Below are 23,429 nucleotides of genomic sequence, written 5' to 3' on the forward strand. Positions count from 1 at the left end.
GCCAGAAGACCGAAATCGTTGCGCGGACGCGGTTTTCAGGGCTCAAACGACCCGCCGGTGGGGCCTCACTTCCGCACGTGCGGAAGTAGGGGGGGCTGCCGGTGGGGTCTCACTTCCGCACGTGCGGAAGCAGGGGGGGCCGGAGGGGCCTCACTTCCGCACGTGCGGAAGTAGGGGGGCTGCCGGTGGGGGCCTCACTTCCGCACGTGCGGAAGTAGGGGGGGGCCGGAGGGGCCTCACTTCCGCACGTGCGGAAGTAGGGGGAGCTGCCGATGGGGTCCGTTCATGTGGGAATCAGCGGCCACCCAGGAAATGCCGCCGCCCACGCCGCGCGCACCCGGGCGAGCAGGCCGTCCCGGACGCCGTCCTCCATCCCCTGCACCCGCGCGGGGGTGGCCTCCCACCAGCCGGCGTTGAAGAGGACCACTGCCGGACAGGCACCCAGCAGCTCCTGGAGCCGGGCCTCGGACGTGCCCGCGCGCTCGTGCAGGGTCCGGAGCTGAGACGCCAGCGGCCCCAGTGGCGAGCCCGGTCCCTGGTAGGCCGGGCCATACCAGGCCTCGGTGAAGCGCACCGGGCCTACGAGGTGGGCATTGAAGTCCGCCAGCTCCTCCGCCGGCACCCACAGCTCCTGGTGTCCCCGGCTGCCCACCGTGCGCACGGGGAAGCGGGCGGCGTACGCCGCGTCCACGTCGAAGGCGGTGACGAAGCCCACGTGCCCCGAGCCCGCGTCCGGCGCGTTCCAGTCGCGGGCAATCTGCCGCGCGTAGGCCGCGTTCATGACGGGGTAGAAGATGGGCTGGTCCGGCAGCCGGGGCGGGAAGCCCGCGCAGTCGCTGGCCAGCACGAGCTCCGCCTCCTTCAGCCCCACCGGGCGGTACAGCGTGAGCGTCTCCACCATGGCCTTCCCCTCCTTTATATGCGGGGTGGGCCCGGCCACTCTGGAAGGCGTCGCTGTCGCCGGGCTGGCCCGGGCAGACGGGGGCGGGGCGCGCCCCCTGACCGTGGTGCCGCCCTAGAACGCCGAGCCGTTGGCGCGCTTGCCGGGCGAGGTGGCGCTGGAGCTGAGCGTGTTGTGCAGCACCCAGGTGCCGCTGAGGCTGGCGTCCGGGCTCCGGTTGTAGGAGACGCCCTGGTAGGTGTCACGGTAGCTGGAGCTGTCCTGCACGGTGCCGTTCGGCAGGACGAGGTACACCACGTCTCCGCTGCTGCCCACGTTGACGCCCCGGTTGAAGCGCAGCCCGTCACCGCCGCTCGCATAGGCGACGTTGCTCGTGCCCGAGGGCACCGCGGAGGCGCCTCCATAGACGACATACGCCTTGCCCGGCTGCAGCACCGTGCCGGCGGGGAAGACGTGCCGGGTGGGCTCCGCGCCGCTGTACGACTTGTCGTCGTGAAGCTTCCAGCCGCTGATGTCCACCGCCGTGGTGCCGGTGTTGAGCAGCTCCACGAACATCTGGTCGTAGTCCGGGGTGCTCGTCCCAGGCACGTTGTTCGGGATGGGCAGGTACTCGTTGATGAAGACCTGCTGCGCGGCGTGGTTCAGCACGAAGGTGTTGTCGCTGACGTCGAACACGGTGGAGTCCTGCGTGTCGCTCACCCGCACGCGGCCACCGCCGGACGCATCCGCGGGCACCGTCCACGTGTAGCTCCCGGAAGCGGCGGACACGGACGCGGCCAGGTCGCGCCAGGTGCCCCCATTGTCCACCGAGTACTGAATCTTCACCGTGTCCACGCCGCTCGCCGTCCAGGTGATGGCGTACTGGGTGCCGGCCAGGAGCGTCTCCCCTCCGTTGGGCGCGGTGACCTTCAGCATGCGCCCGCCCTGCCCGAAGTCGAAGCGGCTGATGATGGGGTAGTGGTCGGACGTGGACGTGCTGTAGTTGGTGATGAGTGGCTTCAGCACCCGGGTGGAGTTGGCGACGTAGTTGGCGGCCAGCTCGTTGGTGACGAGCTGATGGTCGATGAACGTGCTGCGGCCCGCCGTGCTGCCCACGTTGGCCAGCGACAGGGCCTGGGTGACGTAGGTGTAGCGCTGCGTGTCGTTGACGAAGTTGCGGAAGGGGGTGTCGTACTTCTGCTGGGTGTCCGGGTTCGTCGTCGTGGAGGTGTCCACGTCGTCATTCCAGTCACCCACCACCATGGCCCGCTGCGTGGGCAGCGTGGTGTCCAGGTAGCCCTTGAGCCAGCCGGACGAGGCCAGGCGCCGCGCGTACTCCTCCGCGCCCGCGAGCGCCTTCAGGTGCACGACGAGGGCGGTGACGTCCACGGTGGAGCTGCCCCGGGTGACCCGCAGGTCCACCCGCAGCGGGGGCCGCCCGGCGAAGTCGAAGTCCTTGTCCGTCAGGACGACCTCCGCCCGCAGCACCCGCACCACGTCCGACTTGAAGAGCACGCCGAGCTTCTGCTCGCTGGCCGTATAGGAGCCCGAGCCGGCCGACACGCGCGTGCTGTCGTCCGAGAGGAAGCCGTCGTACCCGGGCAGCTGCTTCTTCAGTTCGTTGAACTGCGCCGTGCTGACGATTTCGCCCACGCCCCAGAAGTCCACGCCCGCGTCGGCGAGCACGGCCTGGACATTGGCCAGCTGCAGCGGGTCGTCCTCCGGGCCGTAGGTGGCGTCGCCGAACCACTCGATGTTCCAGTTGCCCACCGACAGCGGGAAGGTGGAGGTGGGCTGCTGAGGTCCGCCGTCGGTCTGCTCTCCGGGCGCGAGCACCGGCAGGCCGCGCCGCGCCTCGGACGTCGCCCCGCTGGCGTCCTGCACGCGCAGGGTGAAGGAGTAGGAGCCGCTGCCCAGGGGCGTGCCGCTGACCACGCCTTCCGGGCTGAGCGACAGGCCCGCCGGCAGCTGCCCGTCCACCACGGACCAGCGCAGCGGCGGCCGGCCGCCCGTGCAGGCGAAGGTGTGCTCGTAGCTGCTGCCCACGGTTCCGTTCGGCGCGGTTTCCTCGCCCAGGTAGGGCGCCGGCCACACCTTCAGCGACCACGTGCGGGTGTCCTCGCTGCCTGCCGCGTCCCGGACGCTCAAGGTGATGCTGAACTCGCCGGACTCGCTGGCCGTGCCCGACAGCTTCGCGTCCGTCGAAGAGAAGGAGAGGCCCGGGGGCGGCTGGCCCCCCGTCAACGCATAGCTCAGCGGCGCCGCGCCCCCGGTGGCGGAGAGCATGACCTCGTAGGCCACGCCCACCGTGGTGGGGGACGGCTCGATGGCGGGAAGCCGTGGACCGTCCGTAGGGTCTCCACGGCCCTCGGAACAGGCGCACAGCAGGACGAGGACGGCGAGCGTCCCAGCCAATCGGGCAGACGACATGTCAGCGGGCTCCGGGGTGGGCTCCGGGCAGGGGACCCGAAACGCGCGAAACACTCTAGCGCCACCTCGCTCCCGCTTGCACGAAGCGCGTGACACCTGTCCGCGCACCCCTGCCCGCACGGAGGCAATCGACGGGGCCCTCGTGCGTGATTCCAGAAAGCCCGGGAAGGTTTTGCGCCCCCACCGGTCGTGGAGTGCCATGATTCACAGGGGGGCCCCGCTGCCCCACGGAGGACACAGCAATGGCCGAGAAGTGGGACAAGCAGCTGATGGACTTCCTCAAGCGCACCGGTGACGAGCTCAAGCGCACCACCGATGACCTGCGCGGCGAGGCCCAGCGCCTCCTCAAGGAGGTGAAGGACCCGCAGAACCAGACGAAGGTGAAGGAGGGGCTGGAGCAGCTGCGCACCTGGGCCACCACCACCAGCAAGGTGGCGACGGAGAAGATTGAAGGCGCCGTGCGCCAGGTCGAGGGCGCCGTGGAGCGCGCCTTCAAGCCCGAGGAGGGCGGGACGCAAGCCCCGGCCCCGAAGGCCCGCCCGGCCTCCAGCGCAGCCCCCGCCGCCACGCCCGCCGCTGCTCCGAAGAGCGAAGGCCGCGCCGCGAAGAAGGCCGCTCCCAAGTCCATCGGCCGCAAGAAGGCCGCCGCCAAGGGCGCGGGCAAGGGCACCACCGCCCGGAAGACTGCTTCAACCTCCAAGAAGACGCTGGGCCGGTCGAAGAAGCCCACCGCCGGAGCGTGAAGTTCCGCTGCGCGTGAAGCCGGCCCGCTTGGACCCCGGGGCTGGGTTCTGCCAGTCGTTTCCCTGAGTTGGAACGGCCCCGGGCGCGTGACATAGTGCGCGCCGTGGCCGGCTCGAACGAGAAGGGCAGCATCCAGACGGACATCGGGCAGGACGTCATCGACGCGGCGGTCCGCAGCGTCGAGCGTCACATGGACGATGATGACGAGGTGACGGTCATCGAGGTGGAGGCCTCCGGGTCTTCCTCCGAGGACGTCGCCGAGACCCCCCCTGCCGAGGAGAGCGCCCCCGTCGCGGTGGCGTCGCCCGAGGAGGTGGCGGCCCTGCGCCAGGAGGTGGAATCCCTCAAGGCGCAGCTCGAGTTCAGCCAGGCCAAGGGCCGCGAGACGATGGAGCGCCTGCGCGAGACGCACGAGCGCACCAAGGAGGCGCAGGAGCGCACCCTGCGCGCCGCCGCGGACCTGGAGAACTACCGCAAGCGCGCGCAGAAGGAGAAGGAGGAGGTCCAGCGCTTCGGCTCGGAGAAGCTGCTCAAGGACCTGCTCCCCGTCCTGGACAACCTGGACCGCGCGCTGGACGCGGCGGCGAAGTCCCCGGACATCGACAGCTTCCAGAAGGGCGTGGCCATGACGCGCAAGTCCTTCGAGGACGCGCTCGGCCGCCACGGCGTGAAGGCCTTCAGCGCGAAGGGTCAGCCGTTCGACCCGCGCATGCACGAGGCGATTCAGCAGGTGGAGACGGCGGACGTGCCCGCGGGCCATGTGGCCCACGAGGTGGTGCGCGGCTTCTTCCTGAACGAGCGGCTGGTGCGTCCGGCCATGGTCGTCGTCGCTCGCGCGCCCGTCGCCGAGCCTGCCGCCGCGCCCGCCACAGTTGAGTCCAGGGAGGCCGAGCCGGCCTCCGCGTCCGAGGGGACCACCGTGCCCCCGCAGCCCGAAGATTCTTCCGGGGGGAGTCAGTAACCGTCATGGGCAAGGTGATTGGAATCGACCTCGGGACGACCAACTCGTGCGTCTCCGTCATGGAGGGCGGCGAGCCGGTGGTCATCCCCAACAGTGAGGGCAGTCGCACCACGCCTTCCATGGTGGGCTTCACCGACTCCGGCGAGCGCCTCGTGGGGCAGATTGCCAAGCGGCAGGCCATCACCAACCCGGAGAACACCGTCTTCGCGGTGAAGCGCCTCATCGGCCGCAAGTTCGACTCGCCCGAGGCGAAGAAGGCCATCAGCGTCAGCTCCTTCCGGGTGGCTCCCAGCCCCAACGGCGACGCGTGGGTGGAGATTCGCCAGAAGGGCTACAGCCCGCCGGAAATCTCCGCCATCGTCCTGATGAAGATGAAGCAGACGGCGGAGGACTACCTCGGCGAGCCCGTCACCGAGGCCGTGATTACGGTCCCCGCGTACTTCAACGACAGTCAGCGCCAGGCCACCAAGGACGCGGGCCGCATCGCCGGCCTCAACGTCCTGCGCATCATCAACGAGCCCACAGCCGCGGCCCTGGCCTACGGCCTGGACAAGGTGAAGGACGGCGGCACCGAGCGCATCGCCGTCTACGACCTCGGCGGCGGCACGTTCGATATCTCCATCCTGGAGCTCAACGCCGGCGTGTTCGAGGTGAAGAGCACCAACGGCGACACGTTCCTCGGCGGCGAGGACTTCGACCAGCGCCTCATCGACTACCTCGCCAAGCGCTTTGCCGAGCAGAACAACGGGTTGGACCTGCGCAGAGACCGCATGGCCCTGCAGCGCCTCAAGGAGGCCGCCGAGCGCGCCAAGCACGAGCTGTCCAGCGCGCCGGAGACGGAGGTCAACCTCCCCTTCATCACCGCCGACGCCAGTGGCCCCAAGCACCTCACCGAGACGGTGGACCGCGCCACCTTCGAGGCGTTGGTGGCGGACCTCATCGACCGCACGATTGATCCGTGCCGCATCGCCCTCAAGGACGCGGGCGTGACGGCGCAGCACATCAACCAGGTGCTGCTGGTGGGCGGCATGACGCGCATGCCGCGCGTGCAGCAGAAGGTGAAGGAGTTCTTCGGCAAGGAGCCGCACAAGGGCATCAACCCGGATGAGGTCGTGGCCGTGGGCGCGGCCATCCAGGGCGGTGTGCTCAAGGGCGAAGTGAAGGACGTCCTCCTGCTGGACGTGACGCCCCTGTCGCTGGGCGTCGAGACGGCGGGTGGCGTCTTCACGAAAATCATCGACAAGAACACCACCATCCCCTGCAAGAAGAGCCAGGTGTTCTCCACCGCGGTGGACAACCAGCCGCTGGTGAGCGTGCACGTGCTCCAGGGCGAGCGCGAGATGGCGGCGGACAACAAGACGCTGGCCCGCTTCGAGCTCGTGGGCATCCCCCCGGCGCCGCGCGGCGTGCCGCAGATTGAAGTGTCCTTCGACATCGACGCGAACGGCATCGTCCACGTCGGCGCGAAGGACCTCGGCACCGGCAAGGTCCAGCAGGTGCGCGTGGTGAGCAACTCCGGCCTGTCCGAGGCGGAAATCCAGGGGATGATCACCGACGCCCAGTCGCACGCGGCGGACGACAAGAAGAAGAAGGAACTGGCCGAGCTGCGCAACAACGCGGACGGGCTCATCTACACGACGGAGAAGAGCCTGGAGGAGTACGCCAGCCTCCTGTCGGAGAAGGACCGCGACGAAATCAAGGCGGACCTGGAGCGGCTCAAGGGCCTGCTCAACACCTCCGACCCGGTTGCGCTGAAGGACGCCTTCCAGCGGCTGGAGGGCAGCGCCTACCGCATCGCCGACGCCATCTACACGGGTCAGGCGAGCTGAAGCCGGCGCCTCCACCGGGCGCGTGCAATCGTTCGCGCGCCCGGGCGTAGACTGCGACAACCCCGCGGTCCGCCCGAGGCACCTTCATGGAAATCACCGAAGCCGTCGTCACCGTCCTCATCGTGGCCATGGTGCTGGGAATTCCCTTCGCGGGGCTCACCCTGCGCTTCTCCCTCAAGCCGCTGGTGGAGGCCTTCATCCGCCTGCGCGAGGCGCAGCTCGGCGTCTCCGACACCACGCTGCTCCGTGAGCGCATTGCCTACCTGGAGCGCGTGCTGGAGGCGCATGGCCTCATGGACGAGCGCAACCTGCTGCCCCCGCGGCAGGGCGCACCCGAGCGCCTGTCTTCCGTCGTCCCCGTGAAGGACCGCGAGCGGGTGTAGTCCGGGGTTACCCGTCTTCCACGGGTGGCGCCCGCGGGTGTTGAATGCACCCGTGGAATTTCCCTCTCTGCAGACGGAAGTCGCCTTCCTGCGCGGCCTGGTGGCCGTGCACCGGATGGCGGACGACATCCTCGAGGACTGCCTGGAGCGGGGCCTGGACCTGGACGCCGGGCTGGACGTGTTCCTCACGCAGTGCGCGCGGATGGTGCACGCGCCCGCGGGCTTCGTGTCCCTGCGGGGCACGCGGGGCCCGGTGCTGACGCGCGTGCTGGGGGATTTGGGCGTGGACGTCTTCGAGGCGGCGCACTGGACGGGGCCGCGCCGGCTGAAGGACGGGCGGATGCTCTTCTGCACCCGGCTGAAGCTGGGGAAGCTGGAGCTGGGGGGCCTGGGGCTGGCGGTGGAGGGAGGCTTCGAGGACGGCGGCGGGCTGGTGATGAAGCTGGTGGAGGCCATCGGCGAGCAGCTCGACACGGCGGTGCTGGGCTTCCTGGCGCTCACCGACGGGCGCAACGCGCTGGAGCGGCTGGACGAGCTGTCCCTGGACGAGACGCCCGCGCCGCGCGGCCGCATTGGCAAGTATGAAGTGGTGACGCCGCTGGGCACCGGCGGCATGGCGCAGGTGCTGGTGGCGCGGGCGCGGGGGCCGGAGGGGCTGGGCCGGCTGGTGGCGCTCAAGCGCATCCTCCCGCACCTCACCGCGGACCCCTCCATCATCCAGCAGTTCCTGGACGAGGCGCGCATCGGCCTGCGGCTGTCGCACCCCAACCTCGTCCACGTCTACGACTTCGGCGAGGCGCAGGGCGCCTACTACATCGCCATGGAGCTGGTGCGGGGCGTGGACCTGGACCGGCTCATCCGCGCGCTCAAGGGCCCGCTGGAGCCGGCGCACGCGGTGGCGGTGGTGGTGCAGGCGCTGCAAGGCCTGCAGGCGGCGCACGGCTTGAGGGGCGAGGACGGCGCGCCGCTGCAGCTCGTGCACCGGGACTTGTCCCCGCACAACCTGATGGTGGGGTTCGACGGGCGGGTGAAGGTGCTGGACTTCGGCGTGGCGAAGGCGCGCGCCCAGCGCACGGTGACGCTGCCGGGAATCGTCAAGGGCAAGCCGCTCTACATGTCGCCGGAGCAGGCGCGGGGCCAGCGGCTGGACGCGCGCAGCGACTTGTTCGCCATGGGCCTCATCCTCTACGAGGCGCTCACCGGGCGCCGCGCGTTCGACCGCGGGGACGAGCTGGCCTCCATGCAGGCCATCTGCGACGAGCGGCTGCCCCGGCCGGACTCGCTCCCGCGCGCCCTGTGGGACGTGCTGGAGGTGGCGCTGGCCAAGCGGCCCGAGGCGCGCTTCGGCAGCGCGCAGGAGATGGCGGACCGGCTGTCGGACGTGTGCCGCCCGGCGAAGGACGTGGAGCTGTCGCGGCTCACCTCGAAGCACTTCCCGGACCGGCTGCGCGAGTTCAACCGCATGGACCGGACGGAGGCGGCCGGAAGGCCCGGCGTGCCGGTGGCCGACGGGAGCGAGGAGACACACGTGCGTCCTCCGCCCCGCAGGCCCGAGCGCTGAAAGCGCCGGCGTCTTCCGGACATGGAAGGCCCCCGCCTCCCTTCGCGGGGAGGGGCGGGGGCTGCTTCACGACTCGACGTCGGAACCCGTGGCGCTGAGCTCAGTAGCCGCGCTTCAGCGGGTCGTCGCTGGGCGACTCCAGGGTGCGCGAGCCCTCCACGTCCCCGTCGGTGCGGATGCTGACGTCCTCGCGGCGGACGCTCTCCGCGACGCGGCGCTCCTCCTCGATGTCGTCCTTGTGGATGACGACCTCCTCATCCACCACGGCGCGCTTCCGGACCTCGACCTCCTCGGCGCGCAGGGGGACGACGACTGTCTCTTCCTGGAAGGAGGCGCTCATCGCCGGGCGCTCCGGCTTCACGTCGCGGCGCTCCACGCGCACGCGCTCGCGGCGCACCGGCACGTCCATCACCTTCTCCTCCTCGATGACGTCCTTCTTCACGCGTACCTCGCCGGCCTGCGTCTCGCGCTTGATGACGTCCAGCTCCTCCTTCTGCACGGGGATGGTGACGTCCTCCGTGCGGCCCGTCACGGTGCGCTCGGCCGGCATGCCCATGGCGCCGGGGCCCACGCCCGCGCCACCGCCCAGGCCCGCAGTGGCGTAGCGGTTGTCGTCACGCGACAGGCTGTGCAGGGCCTCCTTGCCGTGGTTGAGGACGATTTCCTCGGCCCGGATGTCGCTGATTTCGGAGTACCGGACGAGATAGTCCTTCGGGAAGAAGAGGCCCTTCTCGATGTGGAACTCGCCGTCGCCCACGGCGAACACCTTGCCGAGCCTCTCGCCGTCGATGCTGCGGACGACCATTCCTTCTCTCACATCCGTACGCTGGAACATGGCTGGCTCCTTGTAACCAGGGGGGCCGGGGCGGGACATCCCCTCGGCCCTGGTGATTGCCTCCTCGTGCGCCCGCACGAGGCCTCGGGTGTCCTGGGCCCCGGGCTTCATCGGGAAGGTGGGAGCGGGTAGGCCAAACGACAGTGGACAGGCAGTGCGGCGAGAGGGCCTGGTCACGTGCCTGCCCACCCGAACGCGGGCATGCCTCCTCGCTCGCTCCCAGGGCGAGGAGCGCGACGGCAGGCAGGCCTTCGTCCGCGAGGGGTTTCCTCCCGGAGCTGGCCCACCCCACCTTCGTACGCGCGCCCTGAAGGCGCCATGAGTGCCCATGCGGGAGGCCATGATGAGCACCAGGCAGGAGAGCACGCGGCAGGGGCGTTGGAGCGGGCTGCTGTGGGGCGGCGCGGCGGCGGGCCTGGGGGCGCCCCTCGTGCTGCGCGGCCTGCGCCGCTTCCTCCACCCGGACAGGGGAGACTCCCGCGCCAGCATGGGCTGGACGGCGGGACTGCTGGGCGCGCTGGTGGCTGGAGGGCTCGCGCGCCGCCGGCTCCACTCCGGCTCCCACTCCGGCTCCGGGGAACCGGCTTCCGAGGCTGGCGCGGCGCTGGAAGGGGAGGACGCGGACGGGCTGATGGCGGACCGGCGCAGGGAGGCGCGCCGTCGGCGCCTGGCGGCGCTGGAGCTTCACGCCGCGGCCCAGTCAGAGGCGTCCGGACACGAGGTGCGCCGGGCCGTGGAGCGCGGGCCCCGTCGCGGGCCCAGCGGCAGGGAACAACCCTGGCACGAGGCCCTGGCGTCCACCTCCGGGTGAGAGTGCCTGGCGTTGCCGGACTCGAGAGGAGCGGGGATGCGCACGGACGTAAAGGAAGGCATGCGGGTCTTCACGGCGGACGGCGTGAAGCTGGGCAGCGTGGTGGGCTGCGGCGAGGACACCTTCGTCATCGAGGGCGGGTTGCTCCGCGCGCGGGACTACGTGGCCCGCTACGGCGACGTGGTGGCGGTGCGCGACGGGGAGGCGCACCTGGGCCTCACGCGGGACGAGCTGTCGCCCGGGCCCGGCAGCCGCGCCGAGCTGGAGGCTCATCGTCCGGAGTCCCGGGTCACCGACAGGCTCGGGGAGACGACGGACCTCGTCATCCCGCTGGCCCACGAGGAGGCCCTCCCTCGCGCCGTGGCGCACGAGGTGGGGCACCTGCGCGTCCACAAGGTGGTGCGCACGGAGGTGAAGCACTTCTCCATCCCCGTGCGGCGCGAGGAATTGGTGGTGGAGCGGGTACAGGCCGGGGACGTGGAGGGCGGCGCGAGCCCCGGGGCGGCGGAGCGGGGGACGGTGCCGGGGGGGCTGGCGCCCTTCGAGGAGGCCACCCTCGTCATCCCCCTGCACGAGGAGCAGGTGGAGTTCACCAGGACGGCCCGCGTCTGGCAGGAGGTCACCATCGCCAGGACGACCCGGGAGGAGCTGCGCCAGGTGCACACCACCGTACGCCGGGAGACAGCCCGGGTGGATGAGCAGGGGGAGGTGCTCCACGACGGCCCCCTGGACGGGCTGCACTCCTGACTGACGCACCGCACGCAGCGTGTGGGAGCGGGCCGGCTCGGCTGCGAGCTTGACCCATGGAGAGGGCTCCCCTAGAAAACCGGGGCTTTGCCGTCATCCCCCCTTGGAGGGAAGCCCCGCATGCGACGCCTTGCCCCGATGCTGCTCGCCGCGCTCGCCGTCCTGGCGGCCGCCTGCGAGAAGAAGACGCAGCCCGCCCCGTCCGGTGAGGGCGGCGCGCAGACCGCGCAGCAGGCACAGCCCGCCCCTGGTGGTGAGACACCCGCGGGCTCCGACGTCATCCTCCTGGGCCAGGTGGGCGCGCTCACCGGCGGCCAGGCCACCTTCGGCATCTCCACGCGCAACGGCATCGAGATGGCCATCAAGGAGGCCAACGCCGCGGGCGGCGTGAAGGGCAAGAAGCTGGCCATCCGCGTCTACGACAACCAGAGCAAGCCGGAGGAGGCCGCGCAGGCCGCCACCCGCCTGATTACGCAGGACAAGGTGGTGCTCATCCTCGGTGACGTGGCCTCGTCCAACTCGCTGGCCATGGCGGAGAAGGCGCAGGCCGCGGGCGTGCCGATGATTACGCCCTCGTCCACCAACACCACCGTCACGCAGAAGGGCGACTTCATCTTTCGCGTCTGCTTCATCGACCCGTTCCAGGGCTACGTCATGGCGAAGTTCGCCCGGGAGAACCTGAAGCTGGGCAAGGTGGCGGTGCTCCAGGACAACAAGAGCGCCTACTCCATCGACCTGTCGGACGTCTTCACGCGCAAGTTCACGGAGATGGGCGGCAAGGTCGCCACCACGGAGAGCTACAGCCAGGGCGACACGGACTACCGCGCGCAGCTCACCGCCATCCGCAAGACGCAGCCGGACGGCATCTACGTGCCGGGCTACTACAGCGAGGTGGGCATCATCGCCCGCCAGGCGCGCGAGGTGGGCCTCAAGGTTCCGCTGATGGGCGGCGACGGCTGGGACTCCGAGAAGCTCTTCGAGCTGGGCGGCAGCGCCATCCAGGGCAGCTACTTCTCCAACCACTACTCGCCGGACAACCCGGACCCGCGCGTGCAGAAGTTCATCTCCGACTACAAGGCCGCCTACGGCGGCGTGCCGGACGCGCTGGCGGCGCTGGGCTACGACGCGGCCCGCGTGGCGATTGAAGCCCTCCGGCGCGCCAAGGATTTGAGCGGCCCGGCCGTGCGCGACGCCATCGCCCAGACGAAGGACTTCCCCGGGGTGGCGGGCACCATCACCCTGGACGACAAGCGCAACGCCGTGAAGTCCGCCGTCGTCCTCAAGGTCGGGGACGGCAAGACCGAGTACGTCACCACCGTCAATCCCTAATGGCGCAGCTCCTCCAGCATCTCATCAACGGTCTGGCCGCCGGCACCATCTACGCGCTCGTCGCGCTCGGCTACACGATGGTGTACGGCGTCCTCAAGCTCATCAACTTCGCCCACGGCGACGTCATGATGGTCGGCGTCTACATGGGCTATGCCACCGCGTTCGCGCTCGGGCGCGAGGTGCGCAACTCCCTGCTGGGCGTGGCGGTCATCTTCGCCGTGGCCATGCTGGGCTGCGCGCTGCTCGGCTTCCTCATCGAGCGGTTCGCGTACCGGCCGCTGCGCGAGAAGCCCCGGCTGACGGCGCTCATCACCGCCATCGGCATCTCCTTCGCGCTCTCCTACGGCTTCCAGCTCGACATCGGCTTCCTGCCCGGCGCGTCCCCGCGCGCCTTCCCGGAGGTCATCGAGCCCAGGGAGTGGATTGTCATCGGCGACCGCGACGTCGTCGTCTGGAACTGGCAGATCATCAGCTTCCTCATCGCCGTGACGCTGATGGTGGGCTTGCAGTACCTCGTGTTCCGCACGCGCTTCGGCCGGGCGATGCGCGCGGTGTCCTGGGACCACCGCGTGGCGGCGCTGATGGGCATCCCCACCGACCGCGTGATTGCGCTGACGTTCATGCTCAGCAGCGCGCTGGCGGCGGGCGCGGGCCTGCTCTACGCAATCAAGGACACGTCGGTGAGTCCGCTGATGGGGCTGTACGTGGGCCTCAAGGCCTTCGTGGCGGCGGTGATTGGCGGCATCGGCCACGTGCCGGGCGCGGTGGTGGGCGCCCTGGTGCTGGGCCTGGTGGAGGAGTTCGTCGTGGGCTACGCGGCCAGCACCTGGCGTGACGCGGTGGCCTTCGGCTTCCTCATCCTGGTGCTGCTCGTGAAGCCGGGTGGCCTGTTCGGTCGCGTCGCGGCGGAGAAGGTCTGATGGAGACCCCCGCGCTTCCCGTTCCCGAGGCCCGCTCCGCCATTCCGCCCTCGCTGCGCGGCATCCTCCCCGTGTTGGTGGCGCTGCCCGTGCTGGCGCTGTTCCAGTGGGTGACCAACGAGTCCCCCTTCGCCGTGTACCTCCTGTCGGTGATGGGGGTGAACATCATCCTCGCGGTGAGCCTCAACATCGTGAACGGCATGACGGGCCAGTTCTCCATCGGCCATGCGGGCTTCATGGCGGTGGGGGCCTACATCTCCGGCGTGCTGTCGCTGAACCTCAAGGAGGTGGCGCTGTCCTTCCTCCCGGTGGTGGCCAGCGACCAGGTGCTCTTCACGGTGGCGCTGCTGGCGGGCGGGCTCGCCGCGGCGGCCTGCGGCTTCCTGGTGGGCCTGCCTTCGCTGCGGCTGCGCGGCGACTACCTGGCGATTGTCACGCTGGGCTTCGGCGAAATCATCCGCGTGGTGGTGCAGAACACGAACGCGTTCGGCCGCGCGCTGGGCCTGTCCGGCATCCCCCAGTACTCCAGCCCGTACATGATCTACTTCTGGGTCTTCCTCACGGTGCTGGTGGCGCGGCGCATCGCCGGCTCCAGCCATGGCCGCAGCCTGTGGGCCATCCGCGAGGACGAAGTCGCCGCCGAGGCGATGGGCGTGGACACCACGGGCTACAAGGTCCGCTCGTTCGTCATCTCCTCGTTCTTCGCGGGCATCGCTGGCGGGCTGTTCGCGCACTTCGTGCCCATCATCAACCCCGGCTCCTTCACCTTCGTGAAGTCGATGGAAATCGTCGTCATGGTGGTGCTGGGCGGCCTGGGCTCCACCACGGGCGCCATCGTCGCGGCCATCTTCCTCACGCTGCTGCCGGAGGGCCTGCGCTCGGCGTTCAACCTGCTGGGCACGGAGAGCACGCTGGCGCAGAAGGTGGACCAGATTCGCATGCCCATCTACGGCCTGCTGCTGGTGGTGCTGATGCTGTCGCGGCCGCAAGGCCTGTTCGGTACCCGGGAACTCTGGGACGTGCTGCCGCGGTGGATTCCGCGCCGGCGCAGGGGGCTGTCGTGAGCACGGCGGTGCAGGCGAATCGAGACTCCCGGCCCCCGCTGCTCCAGGCGGACGGGGTGAGCATCCAGTTCGGCGGCCTCAAGGCGCTGACGGACTTCTCCCTCACCGTCCGCCAGGGAGATTTGCTGGGCCTCATCGGTCCCAACGGCGCAGGCAAGTCCACCGCGTTCAACGTGCTCACCGGCGTGTACCAGCCCTCCCAGGGCGAGGTGCGCGTGGCCGGGCAGCGGGTGAACGGGCGCAAGCCGCATCAAATCAACCACCTGGGCCTGGCGCGCACCTTCCAGAACATCCGTCTGTTCCGCGCGCTCACCGCGCTGGACAACGTGAAGGTGGCGTGCCGGGCGCAGGGCGCGCTGCACCCGACGGGGATGGGCGCGTCCGCGAAGCTGCGCAACGCGCTCGTCAACTACCGCGACTGGTGGCGGGCGCTGATGCTCACCCCGCACTTCCAGGCGGAGGAGCGGGAATTGACGCGGCAGGCGGAGCACCTGCTGGAGGTCATGGGCCTGTCGCACCGCCGCGACGAGGAGGCGCGCAACCTGCCCTACGGCGAGCAGCGCCGGCTGGAGATTGCGCGCGCGCTGGGCACGAAGCCCCGCGTGCTGCTCCTGGACGAGCCCGCCGCGGGCATGAACACCCGCGAGAAGGCGGACCTGATGGTGCTCATCCGCAAGCTGCGCGACGACTTCAAGCTCGGCGTGCTGGTCATCGAGCACGACATGAAGCTGGTCATGGGCATCTGCGAGCACATCACCGTGCTGGACCACGGCGAGACGATTTCCCGGGGCGCTCCGGCGGAGGTTCGCGGCGACCGGAAGGTCATCGAGGCGTACCTGGGTGACAGCTACCTGGAGAGCCACGGAGGGGCGGCGTGAGCGAGGCTCAGGTGAAGACGCTGGGCGAGCGCCGGGCCTTCCCGCCGCTCCTGGCGGTGGACGGCATCAAGGTGCACTACGGCGCCATCCAGGCGCTCAAGGGCGTGTCGCTGACGGTGGGCAAGGGCGAGGTGGTGGCCCTCATCGGCGCCAACGGCGCGGGCAAGACGAGCACCCTGCGCGCGGTGAGCGGCATGCTCAAGCCCAGCGCGGGCCGGATTACGCTCGAGGGCAAGGACACCACGTCCCTCAAGGCGCACCAGCTGGTGCCGCGCGGCATGGCGCACGCGCCGGAGGGCCGGGGCGTGTTCCCCAACCTCACCGTGCTGGAGAACCTGGAGCTGGGCGCGTACCTGCGCAAGGACGCAGCCGGCATCCAGCAGGATTTGGAGAAGGGCTTCACGCTCTTCCCGGTGCTCAAGGAGCGCCGCAAGCAGCTGGCGGGCACGCTGTCCGGCGGCGAGCAGCAGATGCTCGCCATCGCCCGTGCGCTCCTGAGCCGGCCCCAGTTGCTGCTCCTGGACGAGCCCTCGCTGGGCCTGGCGCCGCAGGTGACGGAGACCATCTTCCGCACCCTGCGCGAGGTGAACGCCACCGGGGTGAGCGTGCTGCTGGTGGAGCAGAACGCCCACCTCGCGCTCAACTGCGCCCACTACGGCTACGTGCTGGAGACGGGCGAGGTGGCGATGGCGGGCCCCGGCAAGGCGCTGCTGGACAGCCCCGAGGTCCGTCGCGCCTACCTGGGCGAGTAGACCGGGAGGACGGGTCAGCCGTTACGTCCTCTCGCTGACGCTCCCTGGCCGTTGAAGTCGCATTGAAACTGGCAAGCCCCCGAATCTCGGGTAGTCAGCAGGCAAGCAGTTCGTCTAGCGTCCTAAGACGCACCGCGTTCAACCACAATTAGGAAGCGTGCCCATGCCTTCGTTGTCCCGCCTCCTCGCCGCCGTTGCCACCATCGCGCTGATTGCCGCCGCGTGCGCCGGTCAGCAGAAGACCGACAACCAGCAAGCCTCCTCCACCATCGAGGAGATTCCCAACGAGGGCGGCGACAACTCGGCCCCCCCGGTAGACACCGGCCCGCAGCTGGCCACCGTGAATGCGGAGGAGGGCTTCTCCGTGAAGATGCCCGGCCAGCCGCAGGTGCAGCGGCAGAAGGTCACCATTCCGGCGGGCGACGTGGCCACGGCCGCGTACTCGCTCCAGACTCCGGAAGGCGTCATCTTCTCCGTCAGCATCGCGGACTACCCGGAGAAGGTCGTCGCCGCGCGTCCCGCGGAGGCCTTCCTCAACGAGGGCCGTGACGGCCTCACCAACCAGCTCAAGGGCACCGTCAGCAACGAGCAGGAAGTCACCATCGACGGCTACCCCGGCAAGTCCTACACGGTGTCCTCGCCCAACGGCGAGGTGAAGGCGCGCAACTACCTGGTGGGCCCGCGCCTCTACACCATGCTCGTCCTCTACAACCCGAGCATCGGCGCGCCGGGCTCGGACGACTTCCTCGGCTCGCTGGCGCTCGTCAACCCGCCGCCGCCGGTGCAGCGCGCCGGCGCGGCTGGCGCGGATGCCGGCACGGCCGACGCTGGCCTGACGGCCGCCGACAGCGGCGCGGTCATCGAGCCGGTGGCCGACGCGGGCACCGCCGCTCCGGACGCGGGCGCCACCCGCCGCCGCCGCACGAAGTAGTCCGTTGCTCCGCGCACGCTCCCTCGCGAGGGAGCGTGCGCCAGGTCCGCTCCCACGAGGGAGCGTGAGCCGGGCGGCAGGCAGCCTGGCGGGCTCGCCGTATGGGGCCATGTGGTTGTATTGAGCCGGTTTCCTTCCCTGTACCCCAGCCCTAGCTTCCCCTCCGGGGCGTAGACGAGGAGGGGGACAGGAATGACGGGGCTGGCTGGTGCCCTGCTCGCCGCGGTGCTCGCGGCAGGCGGGACGTCGCTGGTACCGGTGAGCGGGGGCAATGCCCTCACGCTCCCGGCACAGCGCCACATTGTTCGAATCGAGACAGGCTCAGGACGTCCTCCCACGTGGCTGGTGGCCATCCAGCACGGGGGCCGGGAGGGCAAGGGGCTGGTGCTGTACCGCTCCGAGGATGGGCTTCGCTCGCTGCGGCGCGTGGCGGACGTCCAGTCGGACCCGACGCACGCGGACCGGGCGGAGTTGCTCGCGGTGGGGCGGGACGTGGCCCTCGTGTATTCGTACGAGGACCCCACGCTGGCGCCCTCGCGGTGGCATGACGTGTACTTCCAGTGGTGGCGCTACCAGTCCGGCTCGGACACGTGGACGCCGCAGCCGGCGGTGCGCGTGCTGGACACGCCGGACGACAACACGGGCTTCTCCCGGGCGCTGCTGGCGAGGGACTCGCAAGGGCGGTTCTGGGTGCAGGCCTTCCGGCTGGAGCGCGACGGCACCTCCACGGCGGTGGTGTCGGTGTCCACGGACGGCGGCGCCACCTTCACGCGGCAGCCGGACCTGGGGAAGGTGAAGCACCGGGGCGGCGGGCGGCTGTTGAGCGTGGGCTCGCGGCTCGTCTTCTTCTACGCCATGCACGACGGCTTCGAGCCCACGCGCATGCGCATCCGCGACGACTCGGACCCGCTGGACACGTGGGGCCCGGTGCGCGACGCGTTCTCCGACGGCATCTACCACGGCGCCGCGCTGAGCGCGGTGGCGGACGGGAAGGGCGGCATCGACCTCGTCTACAAGGACGAGACGGAGAAGCTCTACTACCGGCACTTCGACGGCACGTCCTTCGGGCCGCGCATCCTGGTGGAGGGCACGTCGGACTGGGCCATGCAGGCGGCCACCACGCGCATCGGTGACACGCTGTATGTCTTCTACAACCGCATGCGCGTGCTGAACGAGCACTACGAGCTGCGCGTGCGCGTGCTGAAGGACGGGAGCTTCGGCAGCGCGGTGACGCTCGACGGGGACGAGACGTTCAAGGGCTACCTCAACGCGGTGGACGTGCTGCCCGCGGACAGCACCGAGGTGCCGTGCCTCTTCGGCGAGGCGCCCGATGCCAGCAATTGGGGCACCGTGTCCCGCGTGGCGCTCTCCGTCACGCCGCAGCCGGTGCCGGATGGCGGGACGGACGGTGGCACTCCGCCGCCGGATGGTGGCACCGGGACGGATGGAGGCACTGGCACGGATGGTGGCACCGGGACGGATGGAGGCGCTCCGGGCACGGACGGCGGTACGAGCACGGACGGTGGCACGCCAGGCGACGACGGTGGCACGACCACCGACGGAGGCACGCCGGGCACCGACGGTGGCACGAGCACGGACGGCGGCACGCCGCTGCCGGACGGTGGCACGTCGGGGCCCATCACGCTGGAGCCCGTGTACACGAACACCACGCACGAGGTGCTCGCGGTGGACGGCGCGGGCACGGTGTATGCGCTGGCGCTCGACGGGAGCCGCTCGAACCTGGTGGCGAGCACGGACGGCGGGCGCACCTTCGCGGCGCGTGGGCAGAACGGCGGCAACCTCTGGGTGATGACCGCGATGAAGAACGGCACGCTGCTCGCGGTGGCGAGCCGCAGCGGCGCCTACCAGCTCCAGCGCTCGACGGATGGCGGGCGCAACTGGGGCAACGCGGTGAGCCTGGGGAACTACCGCGCCTACGGTCCGCGCAGCTTCGCGGAGCTGGGGAGCACCTGGTTCTTCCTCGAGTACCAGACCTTCACCTCGTCCAACACGCCGATACGGCTGTGGGCCAGCAGCGACGGCGGGGCCACGTGGGCGGTGCGTTCCACGCTCACCGCGCACCGGCATGGCTACTCGCTCTTCGTGGACGCGACGACGGGCGCGCTGTGGGCGACGATGGGGAGCAGCAGTGCGCAGTCGGCGGTGCTCCGCTCCACGGACGGCGGGCGGAACTGGACGGGCATCTTCAGCGGCTACGCGGCCAACGGAGTCGCGGGTGCGGTGCAGGCGGATGGCTCGCTGTTGCTGGGCCAGTCCACGCTGTACGAGCCCGAGCACCCGAAGCTGCTGCGCCTCTTCCCGAGCGGCCGCGTGGACGCGCTGCTGCAACTGCCCGGCCCCGCGTACTCCTTCATGGCCGTGCCCGGTGGCGGCCAGGCCATGGGCACGGGCTGGGCGAGCGCGGGAGACGTCCAGGCGCCAGGTGACCTCTACGCCCGTCTCTTCACGAGCGGAGACGGGGTGACCTGGCGCGAGGCGCTGCGCTACGAGCGGCTGAGCAGCAGTGCCTTCGCCCAGGCGGATGTGTGGGGCGTGCTGCCCTCGGGGGACCTGGTGGTGCGGATGGACAACGTGCGCGGCTTCGGCCCGTCCGGCCGCGGCTTCCAGGTGCTGAGAGTGAAGCGCTGAGCAGCCCCTTGGGTTACACCTCCTGGTGCGCGGTGCCCGCCGCACCGCCGGGAGGTGGTCGCCATGTGGGACCCGTCGCAGTACTCGCACTTCCGTGACGAGAGGAAGCGTCCCTTCTTCGAATTGCTGATGCGCGTGGACGTGGATGCGCCCGCGCAGGTGGCGGACCTGGGCTGCGGCACCGGAGATTTGACGCGCGTGCTCGCCGGACGGTGGAAGGACGCGCGGGTGTACGGCGTGGACTCGTCGGATGCGATGGTGGAGGAAGCACGCCGCCGTCCGCCGCCGGAGTCCCTGCGCTTCGAGGTGGCGGACCTCGCGGGCTGGGAGCCTCCCGCGCCGCTGGACGTGCTCGTCTCCAACGCGGCGCTGCACTGGGTGCCGGACCACGGTGCGCTGTTGAAGCAACTGGTGGCGAAGCTGGCACTGCACGGGGTGCTGGCCTTCCAGGTGCCGGCCAACTTCGAGGCGCCCTCGCACCGGCACATCGACGAGGTACGGGCCCTGCCGCGCTTCGCTCCGAAGCTGGAGTCGGTGCGCCGGGGGCACGCGGAGTCGCTCGCGACGTATGAGGCGTGGCTGTCCGACCTGGGAACGACGGTGGACGCTTGGGAGACGGCGTACCTGCACGTGCTGCCGGGCGAGGACGCGGTGCTCCAGTGGCTGCTGGGCACCACGCTGCGGCCCGTGCTGGCGGCGCTGGGGCCGGAGGAGGGCAGGGACTTCCTCGACACGCTGAAGCCCCTGCTGCGCCAGTCCTACCCGAAGCACGCGCGAGGCACGCCGTACCTCTTCAGCCGCCGCTTCGTGGTGGCGCGGCGGATGCGCTGAGCCGCGTCACTGAGGCCAGTGGAGGATGTTTCCTTTATTGCCAACGACCCAGAGGTCCGCGGGGCTCGTGCCGGCAATGTCGCTGAACTGGACGTTCCCGATTTCGTGGATCTTCGTCCACTCGGTGCCGTTGTACCGGTAGATGCGGCCCTTGGTGCCGCTGAGGGCGGTGGCATAGACCGAGTTCGCGCCGAAGGCGACGACGGAGGTGAGGTCGTCGCTGTTGGGGAAGGTCACCTTGCTCCATGCGGTGCCGTTCCATTTCAGGGCGGACCCCTTATCGCCCACGGCGAATGCGAGCTTGTCGCTCACCACCCAGATGCCATTGAGACGCCCCAGCCCGGAGATGCTCTGCACGTTTTGCGTCTGCCACGTCCCGTCACCAGGGACGAAGCGGTAGATGCGAGGCCCGACCGTGCCACTGGCATAGCCGCCGACCGCGAAGATCGTGTTCCGGGTCGTTCCGTGGATGTCGAGCACCGGGTCGATGTCATTGGTGGGGGTGTTGAAGTTCACCGTGGTGGTGGCACCGTCCCAGCTGAAGGCCGCACCGTCGTTCGCGCTGGAGCTCGCGCTCACCCCGTAGAGTTCGAGCACGGAGTTGTTCCGAACGCCCGTAATCCCGTAGGTCGCCAGGTCCGTGACGGTGACCTGGGTGCAGGCCGTGTTGGTGGCATCCTGGTTGGCCAGCCGACCACCGGCGGACGTGAAATAGGCGCGGCCGTTGTTGTTCGGGTCAGCCCATACGGCATACCAGGCGGTCGTCAGAGCGTCCCCACACGCGCCCGCCGTTGATGCGGTCACGGTGAAGTTGGTGTCTCCCGGTCTCAGCACGGCGCGGCGGTTGTTATCGCCCACTGCCCACACGCCACCGGGCGTCCACGTGGAGACCGAGTACCATATCTGCGTCGTCGAACCTTCGGTTCGAACACCCCACGCGGAGCCACTGGCCGGGCAGGTCGCGGTGGTGGCTTCGGGCTGGCTGTTGCAGTCGTTATCGAGGCTGTCGCACAGCTCGTCGGCATTGGGATGGGTGAAGGGGTTGCCGTCGTCGCAGTCATTGCCCTGGCTCACCGAGGCTGCGGGAGGCATGCAGGTCTGTTGCGCGCCACTGTTCCGGCCATACCCGTCGCCGTCATCATCCGGGTACCAGGTGGAGGCCTGCTGGGTAATCACGCACGTCGTAGCGGTGCCACTCGGTGTGCACTGCTGCGTACCGCCGCACTGTGTGATCGAATCGGAGCACGCTTGATTGAGCAGAGGGAAGTCCTCGTCACTCGGCCCGTCGCAATCATTGTCCTTGCCGTCGCAGAGATCCTGGGCGCCGGGGAACACATTGGCGCCGATGCCGGCGCGGTCGTCGCAGTCGTCGTTCGGGCTGGTGACGAAGCCCACCGGCACGCCATCGCAGAAGGCCGTGGCGGTCGCGTTCTTGTCGCCATGTCCATCCCGGTCCACGTCCGGGTACGCCATGGTGGCGCTCGGCGCGTTGCAGCCGACCTTGCCGTTGTCGCCACAGGCGCGCGTGCCCGCACAGCCAGCGCCCTCGGTGCACGCCTGTCCCAGCTGCAGCTCCACCGTGTCCGACTGGTCATTGCAGTTGTCGTCCACGCCGTTGCACAGCTCTTCCGTCACGCCCGGGTTGATGTCGGGCCTGCCGTCATTGCAGTCCGTGCCGCCCGAGAGCCTGGCCACATAGCCGTCCCCATCCGTGTCCTTCGCTTGCAGCGACAGCGTCGTGGCCGACGTCTGGCCCCGCGTCATCGTGACCCGCTGCGAGTTCTTCACCACCGGTTCGCCGTCGCAGGCGCGCTCGAAGGCCTGCGCCTCCACCTCCACCTCGCTGCCCCAGTTGTCGGGAGGGAGCACGCCAACGACGATGCTGCCGCCAGCGGCCTCGCCCTTGACCTTCTCGGCCGCCACTTCATCGGAGAGCGGCTCGTGGCCACCTTCCATGTCGCGCGCAATCACCCGCACGCAGCGGGGCTTGAAGCCGTCGTAGCTCACGGTGACCTTCACGCCACCCTGGGGGACCTCTTCCTTGCAGCCAGCAAGCGCGAGGAGGGGGAGGAGCAGCAGAACGCGTCGCATGTCGCGCATCCTAGCCGTGCCCTCCCGCAATCCACAGCCTGGGTCCTCTCTCGCCTGCCCACCCCGAGGCCCGGGTGTCCGGGCGGGAACAGGCGTGCCTATCGCACCGCCGGGAAGTCCGAGTGCACCACCTCCAGCTTCTCATCGACAGCCAGGCTGGCAGGCGTCACCAGCTCCAGGTCCAGAGGGACCCTCACGCCGTAGCGCTCGCGCATGGCCTTCTCCAGGCCCTGCACCTTGAGCGAGCCCAGGCGCTCCATCTTCCCGTACTCCACGCCCGCGCCCTGGGCGTACGCCTTGCGCACCAGCTCCGAGCAGTACATCGCCTCGTCACCCCAGCCGAACTGCCAGTCGTACGGCTTGCCCAGGTGCTTCTTCGCCACGTCCACCGCCTGTTGCCGCTGTGCGTCGCTCAGCTCCTTCGGCCGCAGCACCAGGATCTGCCCCTTCACCCCGCGCGCCTTCCACTTCGCGAAGGGTACGCGCTGCACGGGCTGGACGGCCTCCACCACCCAGGCGCCCTGGGGCGTCACCTCCACCATTCCGACATGGGACAGCGGGCTCTCCGTCGCCGCCCGGATGGCCTCCGACTGACGTGAGCGCGAGGTGTGCAGGACGATGTCTCCCGTCCGCAGCGACGACGCCTCCAGTCGTGGTGCCGCGACCGCACCGTGCGCTCCGAGCCACACCGCCACGAGGACACTCCACCGCATCGTTCAGTCCTTTCCGGCGCTTGCACGCGCCTGTCCTGGAACAGTGCAGCCCCGGTGCCAGCCGACCAGGACAGCGCTCGCACCTCCACC

The 23,429-nt window shown here is 70.0% G+C and carries 20 protein-coding genes; 15 read left to right on the forward strand and 5 right to left on the reverse strand.

The window, feature by feature from the left end; translation table 11 throughout:
• Window positions 1-283: 283 nt before the first annotated feature.
• Window positions 284-901, reverse strand: coding sequence for a hypothetical protein (locus OV427_RS27330; RefSeq protein ID WP_267859118.1), 618 nt, complete (start codon window positions 899-901; stop codon window positions 284-286).
• A gap of 114 nt (window positions 902-1,015) precedes the next feature.
• Window positions 1,016-3,310, reverse strand: a complete 2,295-nt coding sequence (locus tag OV427_RS27335) for a lamin tail domain-containing protein (protein WP_267859119.1) — start codon at window positions 3,308-3,310, stop codon at window positions 1,016-1,018.
• A 242-nt stretch (window positions 3,311-3,552) separates the two neighbouring features.
• On the opposite strand from OV427_RS27335, the gene OV427_RS27340 reads away from it, so the two are divergent.
• From OV427_RS27340 to OV427_RS27360, 5 genes are all read left to right on the forward strand, one after another.
• Window positions 3,553-4,053, forward strand: a complete 501-nt coding sequence (locus OV427_RS27340) for a transcriptional regulator (protein ID WP_267859120.1) — start codon at window positions 3,553-3,555, stop codon at window positions 4,051-4,053.
• A gap of 95 nt (window positions 4,054-4,148) precedes the next feature.
• Window positions 4,149-5,015 carry a nucleotide exchange factor GrpE gene (gene grpE / locus OV427_RS27345; RefSeq protein WP_267859121.1) on the forward strand — a complete coding sequence of 289 codons (867 nt, stop codon included), beginning with the start codon at window positions 4,149-4,151 and terminating at the stop codon, window positions 5,013-5,015.
• Window positions 5,016-5,020: 5 nt separating this feature from the next.
• Window positions 5,021-6,844 carry a molecular chaperone DnaK gene (dnaK, locus tag OV427_RS27350; protein WP_267859122.1) on the forward strand — a complete coding sequence of 608 codons (1,824 nt, stop codon included), beginning with the start codon at window positions 5,021-5,023 and terminating at the stop codon, window positions 6,842-6,844.
• Between the two features lie 86 nt (window positions 6,845-6,930).
• Window positions 6,931-7,227 (forward strand): hypothetical protein, encoded by a 297-nt coding sequence (locus tag OV427_RS27355; RefSeq protein ID WP_267859123.1) that lies wholly within the window; start codon window positions 6,931-6,933, stop codon window positions 7,225-7,227.
• A gap of 115 nt (window positions 7,228-7,342) precedes the next feature.
• Window positions 7,343-8,788, forward strand: a complete 1,446-nt coding sequence (locus OV427_RS27360; RefSeq protein ID WP_324290069.1) for a serine/threonine-protein kinase — start codon at window positions 7,343-7,345, stop codon at window positions 8,786-8,788.
• A gap of 100 nt (window positions 8,789-8,888) precedes the next feature.
• Here OV427_RS27360 and OV427_RS27365 read toward each other — a convergent pair whose 3' ends face one another.
• Window positions 8,889-9,623, reverse strand: a complete 735-nt coding sequence (locus OV427_RS27365; RefSeq protein ID WP_267859125.1) for a YsnF/AvaK domain-containing protein — start codon at window positions 9,621-9,623, stop codon at window positions 8,889-8,891.
• Between the two features lie 343 nt (window positions 9,624-9,966).
• Between OV427_RS27365 and OV427_RS27370 the strand changes: the two genes are divergently transcribed.
• The 10 genes from OV427_RS27370 to OV427_RS27415 all read left to right on the forward strand — a co-directional run bounded on the left by OV427_RS27370 (window position 9,967) and on the right by OV427_RS27415 (window position 20,535).
• On the forward strand, window positions 9,967-10,434 hold the full coding sequence (locus OV427_RS27370) for a hypothetical protein (RefSeq protein WP_267859126.1): 468 nt from the start codon (window positions 9,967-9,969) through the stop codon (window positions 10,432-10,434).
• 36 nt (window positions 10,435-10,470) lie between these two features.
• On the forward strand, window positions 10,471-11,181 hold the full coding sequence (locus OV427_RS27375) for a YsnF/AvaK domain-containing protein (protein ID WP_267859127.1): 711 nt from the start codon (window positions 10,471-10,473) through the stop codon (window positions 11,179-11,181).
• A gap of 120 nt (window positions 11,182-11,301) precedes the next feature.
• Entirely contained in the window at window positions 11,302-12,510 is a 1,209-nt protein-coding gene (locus tag OV427_RS27380; RefSeq protein ID WP_267859128.1) for an ABC transporter substrate-binding protein, read from the forward strand.
• Complete coding sequence (locus OV427_RS27385; protein WP_267859129.1) at window positions 12,510-13,430, forward strand: branched-chain amino acid ABC transporter permease; 921 nt, start codon at window positions 12,510-12,512, stop codon at window positions 13,428-13,430. The genes OV427_RS27380 and OV427_RS27385 overlap by 1 nt, the downstream gene beginning before the upstream one ends.
• Window positions 13,430-14,494 (forward strand): branched-chain amino acid ABC transporter permease, encoded by a 1,065-nt coding sequence (locus OV427_RS27390; protein ID WP_267859130.1) that lies wholly within the window; start codon window positions 13,430-13,432, stop codon window positions 14,492-14,494. The genes OV427_RS27385 and OV427_RS27390 overlap by 1 nt, the downstream gene beginning before the upstream one ends.
• Window positions 14,491-15,372, forward strand: a complete 882-nt coding sequence (locus OV427_RS27395) for an ABC transporter ATP-binding protein (protein WP_267859131.1) — start codon at window positions 14,491-14,493, stop codon at window positions 15,370-15,372. The genes OV427_RS27390 and OV427_RS27395 overlap by 4 nt, the downstream gene beginning before the upstream one ends.
• A complete protein-coding gene (locus tag OV427_RS27400; protein ID WP_267859132.1) occupies window positions 15,369-16,124 on the forward strand; it encodes an ABC transporter ATP-binding protein in 756 nt (251 codons plus the stop codon). Before OV427_RS27395 ends, OV427_RS27400 begins: the two co-directional genes overlap by 4 nt.
• A 163-nt stretch (window positions 16,125-16,287) precedes the next feature.
• Window positions 16,288-17,055, forward strand: a complete 768-nt coding sequence (locus OV427_RS27405) for a hypothetical protein (protein ID WP_267859133.1) — start codon at window positions 16,288-16,290, stop codon at window positions 17,053-17,055.
• Window positions 17,056-17,247: 192 nt separating this feature from the next.
• Complete coding sequence (locus tag OV427_RS27410) at window positions 17,248-19,704, forward strand: WD40/YVTN/BNR-like repeat-containing protein (RefSeq protein WP_267859134.1); 2,457 nt, start codon at window positions 17,248-17,250, stop codon at window positions 19,702-19,704.
• Between the two features lie 63 nt (window positions 19,705-19,767).
• Window positions 19,768-20,535, forward strand: a complete 768-nt coding sequence (locus tag OV427_RS27415) for a methyltransferase domain-containing protein (protein WP_267859135.1) — start codon at window positions 19,768-19,770, stop codon at window positions 20,533-20,535.
• A gap of 6 nt (window positions 20,536-20,541) precedes the next feature.
• Here the strand turns inward: OV427_RS27415 and OV427_RS27420 are convergent, their stop codons facing one another.
• Complete coding sequence (locus tag OV427_RS27420; RefSeq protein ID WP_267859136.1) at window positions 20,542-22,626, reverse strand: putative metal-binding motif-containing protein; 2,085 nt, start codon at window positions 22,624-22,626, stop codon at window positions 20,542-20,544.
• 98 nt (window positions 22,627-22,724) lie between these two features.
• Window positions 22,725-23,339, reverse strand: a complete 615-nt coding sequence (locus tag OV427_RS27425; protein ID WP_267859137.1) for a YiiX family permuted papain-like enzyme — start codon at window positions 23,337-23,339, stop codon at window positions 22,725-22,727.
• Between the last annotated feature and the right edge of the window lie 90 nt (window positions 23,340-23,429).

Source organism: Pyxidicoccus sp. MSG2 (assembly GCF_026626705.1).
Lineage (GTDB): Bacteria > Myxococcota > Myxococcia > Myxococcales > Myxococcaceae > Myxococcus.

Coding starts and splice junctions, on each gene's coding strand:
- OV427_RS27355 (WP_267859123.1), top strand. CDS start 6,931: ATGGAAATCACCGAAGCCGTCGTCACCGTCCTCATCGTGGCCATGGTG.
- OV427_RS27390 (WP_267859130.1), top strand. CDS start 13,430: ATGGAGACCCCCGCGCTTCCCGTTCCCGAGGCCCGCTCCGCCATTCCG.
- OV427_RS27405 (WP_267859133.1), top strand. CDS start 16,288: ATGCCTTCGTTGTCCCGCCTCCTCGCCGCCGTTGCCACCATCGCGCTG.
- OV427_RS27425 (WP_267859137.1), bottom strand. CDS start 23,339: ATGCGGTGGAGTGTCCTCGTGGCGGTGTGGCTCGGAGCGCACGGTGCG.
- OV427_RS27385 (WP_267859129.1), top strand. CDS start 12,510: ATGGCGCAGCTCCTCCAGCATCTCATCAACGGTCTGGCCGCCGGCACC.
- OV427_RS27375 (WP_267859127.1), top strand. CDS start 10,471: ATGCGCACGGACGTAAAGGAAGGCATGCGGGTCTTCACGGCGGACGGC.
- OV427_RS27415 (WP_267859135.1), top strand. CDS start 19,768: ATGTGGGACCCGTCGCAGTACTCGCACTTCCGTGACGAGAGGAAGCGT.
- OV427_RS27410 (WP_267859134.1), top strand. CDS start 17,248: ATGACGGGGCTGGCTGGTGCCCTGCTCGCCGCGGTGCTCGCGGCAGGC.
- OV427_RS27380 (WP_267859128.1), top strand. CDS start 11,302: ATGCGACGCCTTGCCCCGATGCTGCTCGCCGCGCTCGCCGTCCTGGCG.
- OV427_RS27330 (WP_267859118.1), bottom strand. CDS start 901: ATGGTGGAGACGCTCACGCTGTACCGCCCGGTGGGGCTGAAGGAGGCG.
- OV427_RS27340 (WP_267859120.1), top strand. CDS start 3,553: ATGGCCGAGAAGTGGGACAAGCAGCTGATGGACTTCCTCAAGCGCACC.
- OV427_RS27335 (WP_267859119.1), bottom strand. CDS start 3,310: ATGTCGTCTGCCCGATTGGCTGGGACGCTCGCCGTCCTCGTCCTGCTG.
- OV427_RS27420 (WP_267859136.1), bottom strand. CDS start 22,626: ATGCGACGCGTTCTGCTGCTCCTCCCCCTCCTCGCGCTTGCTGGCTGC.
- OV427_RS27365 (WP_267859125.1), bottom strand. CDS start 9,623: ATGTTCCAGCGTACGGATGTGAGAGAAGGAATGGTCGTCCGCAGCATC.
- OV427_RS27360 (WP_324290069.1), top strand. CDS start 7,343: ATGGCGGACGACATCCTCGAGGACTGCCTGGAGCGGGGCCTGGACCTG.
- dnaK (WP_267859122.1), top strand. CDS start 5,021: ATGGGCAAGGTGATTGGAATCGACCTCGGGACGACCAACTCGTGCGTC.
- OV427_RS27370 (WP_267859126.1), top strand. CDS start 9,967: ATGAGCACCAGGCAGGAGAGCACGCGGCAGGGGCGTTGGAGCGGGCTG.